Origin of the sequence: Pantoea sp. JZ2 (genome assembly GCF_035191405.1) — a bacterium.
GTDB classification, from domain to species: Bacteria; Pseudomonadota; Gammaproteobacteria; order Enterobacterales; family Enterobacteriaceae; genus Pantoea; species Pantoea stewartii.
The window spans coordinates 18,999-33,534 of the sequence record NZ_CP045251.1; the positions used below are offsets into that span (position 1 = coordinate 18,999).

16 protein-coding genes are annotated in these 14,536 nt (G+C 56.3%); 15 read left to right on the forward strand and 1 reads right to left on the reverse strand.

Annotated features, from left to right (window positions below; translation table 11 throughout):
* The first annotated feature begins 253 nt into the window (after positions 1 to 253).
* From GC087_RS25185 to pilV, 15 genes are all read left to right on the forward strand, one after another.
* Positions 254 to 469 (forward strand): TraY domain-containing protein, encoded by a 216-nt coding sequence (locus GC087_RS25185; RefSeq protein ID WP_324030818.1) that lies wholly within the window; start codon positions 254 to 256, stop codon positions 467 to 469.
* Positions 470 to 1,044: 575 nt separating this feature from the next.
* Complete coding sequence (locus tag GC087_RS25190; RefSeq protein WP_324030819.1) at positions 1,045 to 1,479, forward strand: HNH endonuclease; 435 nt, start codon at positions 1,045 to 1,047, stop codon at positions 1,477 to 1,479.
* A 187-nt stretch (positions 1,480 to 1,666) separates the two neighbouring features.
* On the forward strand, positions 1,667 to 2,302 hold the full coding sequence (locus tag GC087_RS25195) for a hypothetical protein (RefSeq protein ID WP_324030820.1): 636 nt from the start codon (positions 1,667 to 1,669) through the stop codon (positions 2,300 to 2,302).
* 532 nt (positions 2,303 to 2,834) lie between these two features.
* On the forward strand, positions 2,835 to 3,878 hold the full coding sequence (locus tag GC087_RS25200; RefSeq protein WP_324030821.1) for a TcpQ domain-containing protein: 1,044 nt from the start codon (positions 2,835 to 2,837) through the stop codon (positions 3,876 to 3,878).
* On the forward strand, positions 3,878 to 4,315 hold the full coding sequence (gene pilM / locus GC087_RS25205; protein WP_324030822.1) for a type IV pilus biogenesis protein PilM: 438 nt from the start codon (positions 3,878 to 3,880) through the stop codon (positions 4,313 to 4,315). Before GC087_RS25200 ends, pilM begins: the two co-directional genes overlap by 1 nt.
* 37 nt (positions 4,316 to 4,352) lie before the next feature.
* The gene (locus tag GC087_RS25210) at positions 4,353 to 4,565 is read left to right on the forward strand and encodes a hypothetical protein (RefSeq protein WP_128392601.1); all 213 of its coding nucleotides are present in this window, start codon (positions 4,353 to 4,355) and stop codon (positions 4,563 to 4,565) included.
* On the forward strand, positions 4,552 to 6,177 hold the full coding sequence (locus tag GC087_RS25215) for a PilN family type IVB pilus formation outer membrane protein (protein WP_324030823.1): 1,626 nt from the start codon (positions 4,552 to 4,554) through the stop codon (positions 6,175 to 6,177). The genes GC087_RS25210 and GC087_RS25215 overlap by 14 nt, the downstream gene beginning before the upstream one ends.
* Before the next feature lie 9 nt (positions 6,178 to 6,186).
* The gene (gene pilO2 / locus GC087_RS25220; RefSeq protein WP_324030824.1) at positions 6,187 to 7,494 is read left to right on the forward strand and encodes a type 4b pilus protein PilO2; all 1,308 of its coding nucleotides are present in this window, start codon (positions 6,187 to 6,189) and stop codon (positions 7,492 to 7,494) included.
* Positions 7,481 to 8,059: a type IV pilus biogenesis protein PilP gene (pilP, locus tag GC087_RS25225; protein WP_324030825.1), complete on the forward strand. Its 579-nt coding sequence runs from the start codon at positions 7,481 to 7,483 to the stop codon at positions 8,057 to 8,059. Before pilO2 ends, pilP begins: the two co-directional genes overlap by 14 nt.
* Before the next feature lie 4 nt (positions 8,060 to 8,063).
* On the forward strand, positions 8,064 to 9,587 hold the full coding sequence (locus GC087_RS25230; RefSeq protein WP_324030826.1) for a GspE/PulE family protein: 1,524 nt from the start codon (positions 8,064 to 8,066) through the stop codon (positions 9,585 to 9,587).
* Positions 9,580 to 10,695: a type II secretion system F family protein gene (locus GC087_RS25235; RefSeq protein ID WP_324030827.1), complete on the forward strand. Its 1,116-nt coding sequence runs from the start codon at positions 9,580 to 9,582 to the stop codon at positions 10,693 to 10,695. Before GC087_RS25230 ends, GC087_RS25235 begins: the two co-directional genes overlap by 8 nt.
* A gap of 25 nt (positions 10,696 to 10,720) precedes the next feature.
* Positions 10,721 to 11,308, forward strand: coding sequence for a type 4 pilus major pilin (locus GC087_RS25240; protein ID WP_324030828.1), 588 nt, complete (start codon positions 10,721 to 10,723; stop codon positions 11,306 to 11,308).
* 67 nt (positions 11,309 to 11,375) lie between these two features.
* On the forward strand, positions 11,376 to 11,840 hold the full coding sequence (locus GC087_RS25245; protein WP_324030829.1) for a lytic transglycosylase domain-containing protein: 465 nt from the start codon (positions 11,376 to 11,378) through the stop codon (positions 11,838 to 11,840).
* A 19-nt stretch (positions 11,841 to 11,859) separates the two neighbouring features.
* Positions 11,860 to 12,513, forward strand: a complete 654-nt coding sequence (locus GC087_RS25250) for a prepilin peptidase (RefSeq protein ID WP_324030830.1) — start codon at positions 11,860 to 11,862, stop codon at positions 12,511 to 12,513.
* A complete protein-coding gene (pilV, locus tag GC087_RS25255) occupies positions 12,513 to 13,901 on the forward strand; it encodes a shufflon system plasmid conjugative transfer pilus tip adhesin PilV (RefSeq protein WP_324030831.1) in 1,389 nt (462 codons plus the stop codon). The genes GC087_RS25250 and pilV overlap by 1 nt, the downstream gene beginning before the upstream one ends.
* A gap of 7 nt (positions 13,902 to 13,908) precedes the next feature.
* Here pilV and GC087_RS25260 read toward each other — a convergent pair whose 3' ends face one another.
* Positions 13,909 to 14,415: a DapH/DapD/GlmU-related protein gene (locus GC087_RS25260; protein ID WP_210454618.1), complete on the reverse strand. Its 507-nt coding sequence runs from the start codon at positions 14,413 to 14,415 to the stop codon at positions 13,909 to 13,911.
* Positions 14,416 to 14,536 lie beyond the last annotated feature (121 nt).

Below are 14,536 nucleotides of genomic sequence, written 5' to 3' on the forward strand. Positions count from 1 at the left end.
GGTATAGTAATGCTCCGGGTTTTGGCGAGTATTTCATTTTTTATATATGGAAATAATTTGCCTTAAAGCAGGATAAGGTGGATAAACAGGAGTTTTTTAAGTTCAAAAGAAATTTTTTAATAATGCTTTTTCTTATTTTACAATAACATAAATAACTACCCCCTTTTTAGGGGGGGTTTTCTTTTTAGGACCAATCTTATTTAATGCTTCCATTGCTTACACAATCTATACATTCAGTAACGGAAGAACACAGATGCCTGCACACGTTAACAAAGAAAAGGGAATGAAAGTCCTGCTGCGCCTTTCCCCGGAGACAACCGCTATTCTGTGCCAGGCCGCAGACCGTTCCGGTCGCAGTAATACAAAAGAAGCGCTTGTGCGCCTTGAGGACCATCTTAAATCTTTTACTGACCTCGCCACACCAGGGCGCCGGTTCAACGCTGACAGCAGCGAAACCATTATTAAATAAACTTCCAGCCGGTACGTATTATTTCCGGCCTCCTTTTTTGACTGAATATATGCGCGCATGCGCAGGGCATCGTTTTGCCTGGAATATCATCTGCTCTTTAACAATGTGCCCGCTTTTATATTCCCGACCTCAAGGTCCTCTCTTGCCGGCATGCTGTACCGGTGCGCGGAAGATGTCCGGAGGCTACGTCATGGCCTGCACTACGTCGGGAAAACAGTAAAGCTGCAGAGAAACGAATTTACAGCATTACTGGCGGGCACCGCGCAAAGTCGGAACAGTGAAGCGTAACCGTTATACCCCTACGTACAAATTCGATGTATCCAGTTCGACCGGTGCAGTTCTACTGCATCAGGCCCCGGCGCGTTCCGCCGGGCACAACCTGTATCTGGAGAAGATTAGCCCTGCACTTGTGTGCGGTCGTGAACGGGCAGCCCTGACGGTTTCAATTCACAAAACGCACAGTGACACAGAGCAGTCTGTGCCGGCCCACTCTCGCGAGTGGGTCAGCCCGGAAAGTCTTAAACGTTTAATTAAGCGTGTGCCCGGGGACGCGGGCGTATTTAACGGGGTGATACATGCATCTTTCAAAAACAAAGCGCAAAGCGCTTCGGCAGCAATTTAAGGGATGCTGCGCTTACTGCGGGGCATCACTTCCCGCTCAGGGCTGGCATGCAGAATCAATCGGTAAAGAGTTTGTTGAAGAAGGCGTTGTTCCTGTCTGTACTTTATGTCGGAAAATAAAAGGGAATGCCTCACCTGAAGAATTCAGGGCGTTGCTCGCTGAACAGGTAGAAAAGGCGCTGCGCCACAGTATCAACTTCCGGACGGCGATGCACTTCGGCCTGGTAAGTCAGCAGACTAAAAAGGTTGAATTCTGGTTTCAGCGCTGTAACCCGTCGCGTAAGCCGGAAGTGGAGCAGGCGACACAGACCACCGCTGGCGATAACCGATATTCAAGAGAGCATTGCCCTGTGTTGACTGTTACGGGAACTGTCGGTAACAGCTTATGAAACGCTCTGTGTTCCTGCGTGCGTCCCTTCGTCGGGCGCTCCGAAAATGCCATCCGGAATTTCCCGCTTCCCGTTCAGCCTGTTCTGACAAAGGAAAAACAGAGATGCAGGAGGACCTTATATCACGCAGTCCGTCGGTCCTCAGTAACTCCATTAAGCGCGAGTAATAACCTTCAAGGAAATCATCATGAAACCACTTCTAATGGCTGGTCTGTTCCTGTCATTCAGTCTTTTGCTGTCAGTTAACAGTTTCGCCAGTGATGCCCCGGTTAAGCAAAGCGCTGTACCCATACCGGATACGATTATCTGCAGTGAATGTATCAACGTGAATGTGTCCGTGTGGCAGTTCAAGCCTTCTGATCTGAAAGCGCAGATCGATATGCTAACCTCACTTTCTAAACTGCAGCCGTCCCCTGTTTTCTATGGCCAGGGAAGCACAGGTGGTCCGACTGTCATCGCACCAGGCGCGGGACATACCTTTATCGAAAAGATAGACCACCTGGGTTCTCTTCAACTGAGACTTGAATGGAAGGCTGTTTCACTGTCCGATCATCCGTTGCCGTTGGCCATTAGTTCTGCAGCCGGGAATTACAGCGCCGTTCTAACCATTAATATAGACATGCGTCAGCCATGGCGGCCGCAACCTTTTTCCGGGCTAGTTCGTTTATCCCTTCATGCTGATGCTCCGGTAAATGGTAATTTCGAGAGTCTGGCCATCAAGGGGCAGGTATGGATCGGTAATGGGAGTGAGATCCTCAACATGCAGCCCTTATCTGATGGCAGTTATATCATCTGGATTATTAAGACCAGCCACTTCGGATAAACCTTGGCCGGATTTTGTTCCGGCCACGAATTTCTATGACTTACTGCAACGCACAGCCCACCGTAAAAAGGGGGGCTGTGCGTTGTGGTGAATGCGGCCAGCGCACGCGGGAAAACCAGCAGCGAAAACTCACTTTACGTTAAGTCTGAGGTCACCGTCCCGGGTTTGCTGGTTTACACGGGACACCGGGAGGCACCCGGCACCATAACATCCTTTAAGCGGAGAACCTTACCATGAAGCAGTAATACGGTCAGACCGTGGACAGATGAGCCAGTGCAGCCGTCATGAGGCTGCCCCGAGTCCCCTGAGGGAGCCAGATGCAGGTACGAACTGCACCACACGCTGGTGAGGGTTAATAAAGTAGAAGAAGGTGTGCCGGTAAAGCAGCGCGACGGCCAGACGCGCACCGGTTATCAGCGGCAACCACGCGACGCGCACCCAAGGGCATGGGCGTGGCCACTACGGTAGTGGCGACCAGTTTACCTGTCATTTCCAGCAAGCCGTATCTTCCCTGCTATCCGGAGTCTTCACTATGTCATTTACCGAACGGGCAGGGCTGCTATCGGCTCTGCTGCTGGCCGGCTGTGCATCGCCAACAATTGTTCCCGGCACTCCATCAGGCAATGTGGTTGACGGTCTTCTCACACGTAGTTCTGCTGACATTATGGCGATGCAGTATCGTGTGTATCAGACCGGCCCCACAGCTATACGACCTCAGTCTGCGTCATCTTTATCTTCTGCGCTTCCGGTACCTTCAAGTCTGGTCGGAACTTCAGCTCCGAAAAGCAGTATCCTTCTCAAGACTAGCCCTCAGAAACAGCCTGCACCAGTTCAGTCAGACGGCTTTGTCAGGGTGAGCGGTGCCGCACCTACACTTCGGGCTGCACTAAGGAAAATTGTACCGTCAGAAAATAAGGTGGTGTTCAATTCGGGTGCAAATCCCGATACACCAGAGCTCTGGCAATGGACCGGCAACGATCGCTGGCCATTCGTCGTCGACAAAATGCTGGCTGCACACGGACTGAAAGCGACGATAAATGCAAAAAATAAAACCATTACCATCGAACCCGTGCAGCATGCTCAGTCCGCTGGAAAAGTTATCTCTCCTGCAGTGCCGCCAGCTTCTCCACAGTTAAAGGGTGTTGCTGTATCCGCTACGCCAGTCCGGCTGCCGGTAAGAGGACGTAACCCGTATCATGGTGATCAGACTGCGGAAAAAACAACCATCGCATCGAAGCCTGGCGCGCCGATCGAGTTGGTCAAAGCGCCGGTGGTATCAGTCAAAGCACCTGTTCCCGTTCGTCACTGGCAGATAGAACCAGGTGTCACTCTGAAGGACTGGATTTTCAGTAAAGCTGCCAGTGAGCCCTGCAGTGTTCCTGGTATCAAATACTGGACAGTTGCATGGGCCACGCCGGTGAATTACCGGATAGATGCACCACTCAGTTTTGACGGAAGTTTCCGTGAAATGCTGAATGGACTCTTCATGCTTTATGGCACCGCAAAAGTTCCTCTGTACGCAGGAACACGTTCAGAGCAGTGCGTGGTGTCCGTGGACGATAAGGAGGTGCATTGATGATCATGTACTGGCTGCTTGTTCTGTTTGCGGGGTGGTTTGCCTTTGGTCCGTCAACAGAGCAGCGGGCTGTTCAGCAGGCAGGACAGATTCAGGATCAGACGCTGAGCATTCAGGCCACGCAGATGGTGCGATATATGAACCGTATCAATGACTGGCGCTACGATAATCCCAGCGCAGACAATCAAAGTGTCAGCGATGCTCAGCTTACTGGCTGGAAAAGCGTCCCGGGCCTTAACAACTTCATTTCCGGCGGCAGGACTTATGTCTGGCGAGCCGGCCAACCCGGACTGATGTCCGCGCTACTTACCCAAACCCGCCAGTCTGCCCTTGTCGGACGCGTTGCATCGCGTCGGTTACTGGACAGCAACGGTATCGATATGCAAATCAGTGTCCCAGACGCGATAGCCGAATCCAGCGTGGTATGGGTTAACTAATTTCCTCAAGGCTGCGATGCGGCTTCCGGAGTTCCTCATGAATCAAATTCTCAACAGGGCAGATGCTCCTGTGCCTCGACACGCCGACATGTATCTGGAGGCAGTTCTGTCCGGGCATCTTATAGATACCTCTAATACTGGCGGTGACGGGCTGGCGGCGCTGAAGCGAATTCAGGCAATTCAGACGAACGCTATCAATAAATCTAAGTTTTCACTTCTCTCAGGGCCAAACATTCATGAAACCTTTTAAGCAATTCACGTTGCTCACGGTGGCATTGTGCTTCCTTGTCAGCGGATGCAGTACGCTTGAGCGGGTAGATGCAACTCAAAAAAGAGCAGCTGCTCATGAGGCGCAGGCCGATTCGTACAAGCGCGCACTGGACAGCGGCCAGGTCGTGCGGGAAATCTCCTCACAGTGGATCAATCCGGTTCCGCTTGGCGGAGTCGCTGGCCAGCGGTCAGAACTTCCACCGTGCGTGGTCAGGATTAACAGGCCTGGAATGGTGTCTCTGGCCTATGTCAGTTCATTCATAACCGATCAGTGCCGTATCCCTGTAGTTGTTACTCCAGACGCTCAGGCCACTCTGGCAGGTAGCAGTGATACAGGCGGTAAGACAGAGAAAATAAGCGGCCCGTTGCCGTCCCCTGACGCGAGTGGAATGGTCCCTCTGGCCTCTATGGGACAGGCCGGTACTCGCCCTGTCGCTGTCCCCCAGAATGAAGGAGGCCTTCGGGGCGTCAACTGGAACGGCTCTCTGAGTGGGCTGCTAGATAACGTTACGACGCGTCTCGGGCTGTCGTGGCGTTATGAATATGGCCACATAGCGATTTTCTGGCTCGATACCCGAAACTTCGCCATTAACTTCATGGACAGTGACGCAAGCTTCGCATCGAAAACGGTGAGTGGCACCACGAGTTCCACTGCCAGCGGCGGGAACAGTACTGGCGATAACAGCACCAGTCAGACCACGACAGCAACCATTAAATCCAACATCTTTAAAGACGTAGATAACACGGTGAAGTCGATGCTGACGCCGGGCTCCGGGCGTCAGAATCTCTCTGCCGGCGTGCTGACGGTGACCGATACACCGCGCGTACTGGACGCCATTGGACGCTACATAGACGATCGTAACCGTGAGCTTAACCGTCAGGTGATGATTTCGGTGAAGGTCTACAGCGTAGTGAACCGACACCAGAACCAGCTGGGTATCGACTGGAACGCGGTACTGAACACTGGCAGTGTCGGCCTGTCCCTGACGAGCCCTTTCACAGGGGCAGCCTCTGATGCGCTGAGCGGCGGCATGGCCATCCTGGACGGTAAGGGGCAGGGTACTCAGATGTTCCTGAAAGCGCTGGACGAGCAGGCGAAGCTCAGCGTGATAACCACTGCCTCGGCGCTGACCACCAACCTGTCTGCCGTTCCCGTTCAGAACGCCATCCAGCAGGACTACGTGCCAAACATCAGCACCAGTCAGACGGCTAACGTCGGAACCAGCACCTCCATTACCAAAGAAACCATCACCACCGGCTTTAACATGACGGCGCTGCCGCTGCTGTTCCCGAACTCGCCGAAGATGCAACTGGAGTTTTCCATCAGCATGTCAGAAGACCCCGTTTTTACGGACTTCACGTCTGGCACGCAGAAATCTCAACTCGCCAGGACCACTCCCAAGACGATTGTTCAGCGCGTCATTATGCAGTCAGGCCAGACGCTGGTGCTGAGCGGTTATGAGCAACTGAGCGACTCGGCCAATCGCCAGGGTACGGGTAGCTACAGCTTCTTTGGTCTGGGCGGCGGCGCACGCGGTGACGACAGCCGACGCATGTTCATCATCCTCGTTACGCCTGTGGTGCTGGGTTAAGGAAAACTTATGACGTCTGAACTGATTTCAGAGCCGGCGATAAGTATTGTCCCCGCCGGCAAAACCGCGCTGGTGGCCGGTCTGCATTGGCAGTGGGTATCTGCGCGCGGCCGGCGCCGAATGCGTATTGAGGCCCGGGATCAGCTGGCCAGCCACTGGCTGGCTCTGTCGGCGGGCACCATTGATGATCCAGCGAGCTGGCTGGGTTGTCTTCCTGACGATGCGCTTGACATAAAAAAGGGTAAGCGCCTGGCATCGCTTGCTGCGACGGTGCTCGGTAGTGTGCCCCCGGACTGCTGGGGCGTATTCCCTCTTCCCGCCGGGAAGTACTGGTTTATGGCGGTTACCGGCGGACATCCTTCACCCTACGGCGATGTGGTCGGTGATGCAGCCAGCGCAGTGCGCGCCGCCGAACTGTTTCGCGCAACGGCACCGGTACCGTCATCGGGCTGGACGGTATTCGATCCGGACAGCCTGCTGGATGAGCCGGAGGCCCGCCGCGACCCGCTTGCAGATCTGATACCGGTCACCGTACCAGCGCGTGCGCTGCTGCACAAAACCGAAAGCCGCACGTTCTCACGCCTGCTGCTGCTGGGCGTGGTCTGTGCCGTTGCGGCCTGGTCTGGTAGCCAGTGGTTTGAGGCCCGGAAGAAGGCTGAACACGACGCATGGGTTCAGGCTGAACTGACCCGGGCGCGTGAGGCGGCCGCGCTCAAGCCTGCCAGTCTGAGCAAGCCGTGGGGCGGACAGCCGGACTTTTCGGGCATGCTCAGTGCGTGCGTGATGCAGTGGCGTGAGGCACCGCTGTCAATTGCCGGATGGGTATTCAGCCAGGCCACGTGCGAGGCGACCGGGCAGCTTACGCTGCACTACGCCCTGCCGGACGGAGGGACGGTCGGCGACTTTGCTGCCCGCCTTCCGCAGCTCTACGGTCCTGGTACACCGGTCGTGTTCAACATGCCCGGGCCCTCCGATGACGCGTCCTTTAAGGAGCACGTGCGCTTTGCACCCGCGCCGCCCGAGGCGCTGCTGCCCGGTGACGAGCAGCTGAGACGCATGACCAGCTACGCGCAGCGTCTGCGGGCCAGCCTGCGCTTTACAGAACCGGAACTGCTCACGCAGACCGTCGGGCAGGACCATGTTCCGCTGCCGTGGAAGCGTTACCGCTTCACCTTTATCACCGATATTCCGCCGGACCGGCTGTTTGACGCCACGCGCTTCCCGGGCAACGGGCTGCGGCTGAGTTCCGTTAAGGTCGAGCTGCACAGCAGCCGGCTGACCTACACCCTGGAAGGAATGCTTTATGCAGAGAAATAAGTGGCGTTACCTGCTGTTGCCCGCACTGGTCATCTGCCAGCAGGCTTCAGCCAGCCCGACGTTGCCAGACAGGCCGGGTGCATCGAATCAGGTAAAGGTTTATGACCATTCCACCACTGATTCGCCTGATGAAAAAGCGGTGGTGGCAGTGCCGCAAACGGATACCGGTATCAGGGACAACAGCATGGGACGGCTTGAAGATATTCAGGCCAAGACCCTGCTTTACGAGGCGCAGCTGGCACAGGCTAAGGCACTCAACGAGCTGCAGAAAAACGGTTACGACGCGGTGCTGGGCGGTCCCTTCAACCCACAACCCACTGCGCCTGCTAAGGACAGCACTGCGGCTAAGCCCGCACAGGAGAGCCGCGCGCTGCCGCTGATTGTCGAGATTTCAGGCGGCCAGCAGCTGTCCGCCACGCTCCAGCTCGACGGCGCCAATCAGATCCGCGTGCAGGCGGGCAGCCGCATTCCGGGCACCGCGTGGACTGTTTCAAAAATCACGTTCAGCGAGGTCACCGTCAGCAGTCCTGACAAAGGCCTCGTCTCACTGGCCTTTGCGGGGTAGGCGTATGGAATTCAGCGAACAGAGTATGAACTGGCTGTACCTTGACGACAGCCACCCGGAACAGGGACGTCTGTACGTGTCCTCCGAGCACCGCGCGAGTCCGGCGGTGCAGTCTGAAATTGCCCGGGCGATGCGGCAGCGTCCAGGACTGAGCATGCAGTCAGTCCACCTGAGCGAGCTGCGCCGCCTGCAAATGGGGCGTACCGGCGCCGCTGTATCCGGGAACTGGTCTCCAGAACAAACGCAGGTAGTGAAATTTTTGCGCCGCGCCGGCGAATCGCACGCGTCGGACATTCACATCCTTATCGGTACCGACAATATTACGGCGGTAGTGTTCCGCATCCACGGCGATCTTGAGCTGCAGTCAGAGCTTTCAGTCGAGGAGGGAATGAACCTCGCGTCGACCATTGTGATGTCCATGTGCGACGTGGCGCCGCAGGCCTTCAGCGAGAGCGATGAGCAGGACGGCCGCCTGCGAAATGAGTTCGTTAAGGCGCTAGGGTTGTACGCCGCGCGCTATTCGGCTGTACCCACCGAGTCCGGCCTTTATGTGGTGCTTCGCGTTATAACAGACGAAAGCGAGGACATTCCCTCGCTTGACGTGCTGGGCTACCTGCCCGAGCAGCAGAAGCTGATACGCCGCATGCTGCAGCGCCCGGAAGGCATCATCATTACGGCCGGCCCCACCGGTTCGGGTAAGAGTAAAACCATGCGCACCTTCTGCGACATGTACGTAAAGCTGACCCGTGGAAAGCGCCGCCTCATCACCGTGGAAGATCCGGTGGAGGGCAAGGCAAAAGGTGCGGTACAGACGACGATTCTGGCGGACCGCAACGATCCTGAGTCCGTAACCCGTGCCTGGCAGCGCCGCCAGTCAGCCTTCAAACGGCTTGATCCTGACGCCGAAGTAGTGGGCGAAATCCGCGACGGCTGGTCTGCCCGGGCCTGCATCAGCGAGGGTAAAAGCGGAAGTCTGGTGATGACCACGCTTCACGCCAACGACGCGCCGGGCATTATTGACCGCCTGACCGACACGCTTGATATCCCGCCTGGAATGGTCATGGATCCGCAGGTGGTTATCGGCCTCATCGCGCAGCGCCTGGTCCAGACGCTCTGTCCTGCTTGTAAAAAAGGCTGGGACGACGTCAGGGAAATGCTGGCGGAAGACGATCGTGAGCGTGTTGAAGCTTACTGTGATACTGCGACAGTTGCGTTCCGCAACCATGCGGGTTGCAGTGCCTCTGGCTGCTGGAAAGGCATAACCGGACGAAAAGTCATTGCCGAGGTCATCCGCCCTGACGCCCGCTTTATGCAGCTTTATCGTGAGCAGGGAAAACTCGCCGCCCGTAGCTATTGGGTACACCACATGGGCGGTATTACCCGCGGCGCGCACCTGATGCGCTATATCGCGGCCGGAGAGGTAGACCCCATTGATGCCGACAAGCTCAGCCCGCTTGATGAGGACACCCTGAACCTGCTGCCGCCCGATGCGCTGGTACAGTCTGCCAGTGGAGGTGTCCATGCCTGACTTCATCAACCTGCTGCGCGCCCGTTTCAGGCAATCGCTTGCCAGAGGCAGCATCCGTTCTGAAGGGCTGGGTCGCTGGATAGGACAGAAGACCTTCAGCACCTCCGATCGCATGACGCTGTATGAGGACCTGGCGTTTCTGCTGGAGAACAATCAGAAAACAGAAGACGCCATCGCCGGCATGCAGCGAACCCGACGCCGGCGGAACGACGCCGTGTCCCTGTGTCTGGCTGACGTCCGGCACGCGCTTAACCGCGGACGTGGGCTGGATGTCGGACTTGCAGGCTGGATCCCCGCGCAGGAGGCGACCATCCTGCGCGCCGGCCGCGCAGCAAAGGACCTTCGGGGCGCGTTGTTGCGGGCAATCGAGGTTGTGAAGGGCATCGGCGAGATGAAGGCCACTGCAGTGGTGAACCTGACCTACCCCGTTATGCTGCTGGGCGGGACGTTTTACATGATGCAGATGGTGTATGACCGCTTTCTGCCGCGGCTCGAGCAGATGGCTTCACCCGACCGCTGGACAGGGTCGCTCTGGTGGCTGGGCGCTATAACTCACTTTTTTATCGGTAACCGCTACCTGCTGGCGGCGGGCCTAGCGGCTGCAAGCGCGTGGGTTATCTGGTCTCTTCCGCGGCTCACCGGTCCGGTCAGGCAACGGGTGCTGGACAGGCTGCTCCCGTGGAGCCTGTATCGTGAGATGCAGGGCGTGTCGTTTCTGCTGAACCTCAGTGCTCTGCTGCGGGCCAACGTACGTACGGAGGAGGCGCTCGACATGCTCAGTCGTAACGCCACTCCCTGGCTGTATGAGCGACTCACCGCGACCCGTCGTCAGGTGGCGCGCGGCAAGCACCTCGGGCAGGCGCTGGCCGACAGCGGCTATGCGTTTCCCTCGCGTGAGGCCATCGACAGGTTGCTGTTGCTGACCTCAGGTCCGGGCGGCGAGGAGAATATCGAAAACTTCGCGCGCATGTGGCTCACCAAATCTATCAACCGCATCAGGCGGGTCTCCCGGCTTTTGCAGCTGCTCGGGATGCTTATTACCGCAGGCTATCTCCTGCTCACGTTTATCGGCACCCAGGACCTGGGTTCGCTTATCGGCAACCGTTAACTTCTTACCTAATGAGGTCTTTACCATGTCACAACCCTTAAAACGTTCTGCCGTTCACCGCGGTGCACTTAACCTGCAGGAAGCAGTCATCGTGGGCATCGGCTCGCTGCTCGTGCTGGTCTGGGTGCTGGCCTCCGGTAATGGTCTGTTCAGTCGTTCTGACTACACTGAGGAGCTGTCCAATGCCGGGGAGATCATGACCAACACCCGCGGCATGCTGAAAACCAGCGGTACGTATCTGTTCTCTTCTGCAGCGGCCATGACGGGTGCGCTGATACAGTTCGGCGGCGCGCCGGGTAGTATGGCAGTCGTCGGCACAAAATCGTCAGGCACCGCCTCGCTGATCAACCGCTGGGGCGGCAGCACCACAGTCGGACCAGTTAGTACCAGCGGAGGGCAGAATACCTCGTTTGAACTGACTTATACGAAGGTGCCGCAGGAAGCCTGCACGCAGATGTCACAGAAGATGAGCAGTGCAAATAACGTGGCATCGACCAGTATCAACGGCAGTTCAACCAGCGGTACCGTCAGCGCCTCTGTCGCAGCAGCACAGTGCTCAGCAGACAGCGGCTCATCGGGCACCAACACACTGGTCTTTACCAGCAACACCTGACGGGAGGGCCGGGGGAAACCCCGGCCGGTGGCTTCCCTGTAATTTCAGTTCTTTCACGGTAATCATCATGAAGAAACTTTTCCCCATGCTGCTGGCTACCGGGCTGATGCTGTGCGTTTCCCGATCCGCACTGGCGTTCTGCTACAACGAGGCGGGGGCTCGTTACCACGTTGACCCGCAACTGCTGCGCTCTATCAGCAGGGTGGAAAGTGGCTTTAACCCTGGTGCCATAGGTTATAACCGCAATAAGAAGGGGCAGGTGACCAGCCGAGACTTCGGCCTGATGCAGATTAATTCCACGCACGTGCCGCAGTTGCGCAACATGGGCGTGCTGCAGAGCGAGCAGGATCTGCTGACGAAACCCTGCCTGAACGTGATGGTTGGCGCCTGGATACTGGCGCGGCACCTGCAGGTCTGTGGAGTCACATGGGAGTGCCTCGGCAGCTACAACGCAGGCTTTGCCGATGACAATTCGGCCCGCCGCATGCTCTACGCACGCAAGGTCTATGCCGACTACATGGCACGACGCTGAATCCCACCCGGAAAACTTTATGACTTCACTGACTACCGGCTACACGCTTGTTGTGTGGCTTGCAGGCTGCGCCTTTTTTTTTGTGATCCAGGCGCATCAGGCCATACGCTTTCTGCGCACGCACGACGGACCGCCCCTGACCTGGTTTCTCCTGACGCCAGTTGCCCTGATTTACCTGCTCACCGTCGGCTGGTTACTGACACTGCCTCCCGCGGTGCCGGACAGTACCGTGCTGCGCTGCATCGTCCTGCTGATAATGGGGGTGCCGCTGACGCTGACGGACCTGCGCTGCCAGTGGCTGCCGATGCGCTACACATTGGCGTTCTGGCTGACCGGGCTGGCCTCAGCAGCGCTGCCGGAAGCCGTATTGACGCTGGATGAGGCACTGACGGCGAGCCTCAGTGCCTACGTGCTGTCCGGTACCGTGCGCTGGCTGGCCAATCGAGGTCAGACTGAAGAGCGCATGGGACTGGGTGACGTTTACCTGATGGCTGGACTTTGTGCCTGGCTGCCCTGGCGCAGCGCCAGTTATGCCGCTGCCGGCGGGCTGCTGCTGTTCTGCCTGTGCGCTGCGCTGACGCGACAGACCTCAAAACCTTTTGCGCCCGCACTGTTTGGTTACTTGTGCGGCGTGTGCATTTTATTTCCCCAACAACTGGTGGGAGTGCTCTGATGAAATTACTTAAACGGAAGGCGCGTCCGGTGCACCGCGGCAACATGCTGCTTCAGCTCGGCATCGTGATGGCCATCGTGCTCTTTGTCGCGCCAAGTGCCATGGACCGCTATGCCGGCATGCAGCAGGAAAAAATCTGGACGGGCACCGCCTCGCACCTGAGCTTTGTGGCTCAGGCGGGTAAACATTACGTGCGCGACAACCGCGATACGCTGGTGACGCAGGTTGCCGGCGGTCCGGTGGTGATCACCGGCGCGACGCTTCGCACGCAGGGCTATCTCCCCGCCGGTTTTTCACTGACCAATGACAGCGGGCAGAGTTACCAGCTTGCGGTGGCAAAAGACCCCGGTCAGGCCGGGCAGTTGGTTGCCTTTGTGCTGACGACTGGCGGTAGCGAAATCCCCTTTAAGGGGCTGCGTCAGATTGCGATGGACACCGACGGCATGGGGGGCTATGTCTGGCCAGCTAATACTGCGGTGGGTGCCGATGGTGGTTGGCAGGCAAAGCTCAGTGACTACGGGCTCAGTGGTCAGCAGGGACGCCTGGCCGCATTTCTCTCTGCCGACGCACTGGGCACGGATGCTGATGAAAGTGACAGGCTGTACCGGTATCAGGTTAACGGTCGGCCGGACCTGAACCGCATGCATACGGCTATTGATATGAACGGAAATGACATTAACGCGGCAGGTAAGGTCAATGGCGTCACAGGTTCATTCAGCGGCAACGTTTCATCAGGTAACAACATAACCGCACAAGGCTCGGTTTCGGCAAACGGTGATGTCAGTGCTGGTAATAACGTGAATGCCAGTAACGGTATGACGGCAAACAACGATATTCGTAGCAACAGTGGCTGGATTATCACGCGGGGCGGTAAAGGCTGGCTCAATGAGACTTACGGCGGTGGCCTTTATATGTCGGACGACCAGTGGGTCCGTTCAATAAATGATAAGAGCATTTACACCGGAGGACAGTTACAAGGTGGAACAGTCAGATCAAATGGCAGGTTGTCTACGGGTGACCAACTTCAGCTTGATGGAGTAAGTAGTGAAGGTGCGGGCTGTGGTCCTAATGGCAATATAAGTCGAGACTGGTCAGGGAAAACCCTGTCATGTGTAAATGGCGTCTGGACGAGTTCAGGTAAGTTGAGAGATTTCCAGGCAGTGAGTGGCCCGGATGCCTGCGGACGATACTCGTTTTCAAGGGTGTACTGTCCTGCAGGAAAAGTCCTGCTCTCCGGGGGGTATCTTCTTTCACGATGGGGTGGTGATGGCTGGAACTCTCCGGACGCTAATCAGCCTACGGGCGATGGTGGCTGGCAGATTTATACCGGAGGGGGAGTCGCTGGCGGTTCCTGCATCCAGGCTGTTGCGTGGTGTGCAACAAACTGATCTTCGTCTATAAGTTACGTTTGAAAACAGCAGGAGAGCCAGCATACAGGCAGTTAGCTGGAATATCCTTATTGACGACGCTGTTTGCGGCAACGACGCTGTTATCACCAATGCTGACACCCGGTAACACAACTACCCCTGCCCCCAGCCAGACGTTTTTGCCGAGGATAATGGTTTTTTTAATGACAGCATCATTACGTGACGAAGGTGAAACGGGGTGGGTGACGGTGGACAGTGTTACGTTAGGTCCTATAAGTGAATCCTGGCCAATTGATATATGCTCATTGTCGAGGAAAACACATCCGGAGTTAATGTAAACATTATCCTCAATTGTTATGTTCCCGAACTCGAAAAAAAAGGGCGCAGTGATATAAGGTGAACCATTAATAACAAATCCTGCCTTGCGCAAAAGTACATTGTTACGCTTTGTACTGAGTGCTTTTGTGTTAATTAAAGTCCTTGCCTTCAGGGTTTTTATTTTCTTGCAATAGCGGGAAAGGTAATAAGCAAGCATTTCGTTCTCCTTTTTTTTAAATAGTACATTCCTGTCATTACCGATTCAATTTAACCATTTCAGTTCGCTTGATTTTGTAGAGACACAACGTCTGTCAGGTCAGGAACTACCGCACTACAGC

Excerpts from the sequence above, each read along its gene's own strand:
- GC087_RS25230 (WP_324030826.1), top strand. The coding sequence starts at position 8,064 with ATGGAATTCAGCGAACAGAGTATGAACTGGCTGTACCTTGACGACAGC.
- GC087_RS25185 (WP_324030818.1), top strand. The coding sequence starts at position 254 with ATGCCTGCACACGTTAACAAAGAAAAGGGAATGAAAGTCCTGCTGCGC.
- GC087_RS25245 (WP_324030829.1), top strand. The coding sequence starts at position 11,376 with ATGAAGAAACTTTTCCCCATGCTGCTGGCTACCGGGCTGATGCTGTGC.
- pilO2 (WP_324030824.1), top strand. The coding sequence starts at position 6,187 with ATGACGTCTGAACTGATTTCAGAGCCGGCGATAAGTATTGTCCCCGCC.
- pilP (WP_324030825.1), top strand. The coding sequence starts at position 7,481 with ATGCAGAGAAATAAGTGGCGTTACCTGCTGTTGCCCGCACTGGTCATC.
- GC087_RS25260 (WP_210454618.1), bottom strand. The coding sequence starts at position 14,415 with ATGCTTGCTTATTACCTTTCCCGCTATTGCAAGAAAATAAAAACCCTG.
- GC087_RS25190 (WP_324030819.1), top strand. The coding sequence starts at position 1,045 with ATGCATCTTTCAAAAACAAAGCGCAAAGCGCTTCGGCAGCAATTTAAG.
- GC087_RS25250 (WP_324030830.1), top strand. The coding sequence starts at position 11,860 with ATGACTTCACTGACTACCGGCTACACGCTTGTTGTGTGGCTTGCAGGC.
- pilM (WP_324030822.1), top strand. The coding sequence starts at position 3,878 with ATGATCATGTACTGGCTGCTTGTTCTGTTTGCGGGGTGGTTTGCCTTT.
- pilV (WP_324030831.1), top strand. The coding sequence starts at position 12,513 with ATGAAATTACTTAAACGGAAGGCGCGTCCGGTGCACCGCGGCAACATG.
- GC087_RS25200 (WP_324030821.1), top strand. The coding sequence starts at position 2,835 with ATGTCATTTACCGAACGGGCAGGGCTGCTATCGGCTCTGCTGCTGGCC.
- GC087_RS25210 (WP_128392601.1), top strand. The coding sequence starts at position 4,353 with ATGAATCAAATTCTCAACAGGGCAGATGCTCCTGTGCCTCGACACGCC.
- GC087_RS25240 (WP_324030828.1), top strand. The coding sequence starts at position 10,721 with ATGTCACAACCCTTAAAACGTTCTGCCGTTCACCGCGGTGCACTTAAC.
- GC087_RS25215 (WP_324030823.1), top strand. The coding sequence starts at position 4,552 with ATGAAACCTTTTAAGCAATTCACGTTGCTCACGGTGGCATTGTGCTTC.
- GC087_RS25195 (WP_324030820.1), top strand. The coding sequence starts at position 1,667 with ATGAAACCACTTCTAATGGCTGGTCTGTTCCTGTCATTCAGTCTTTTG.
- GC087_RS25235 (WP_324030827.1), top strand. The coding sequence starts at position 9,580 with ATGCCTGACTTCATCAACCTGCTGCGCGCCCGTTTCAGGCAATCGCTT.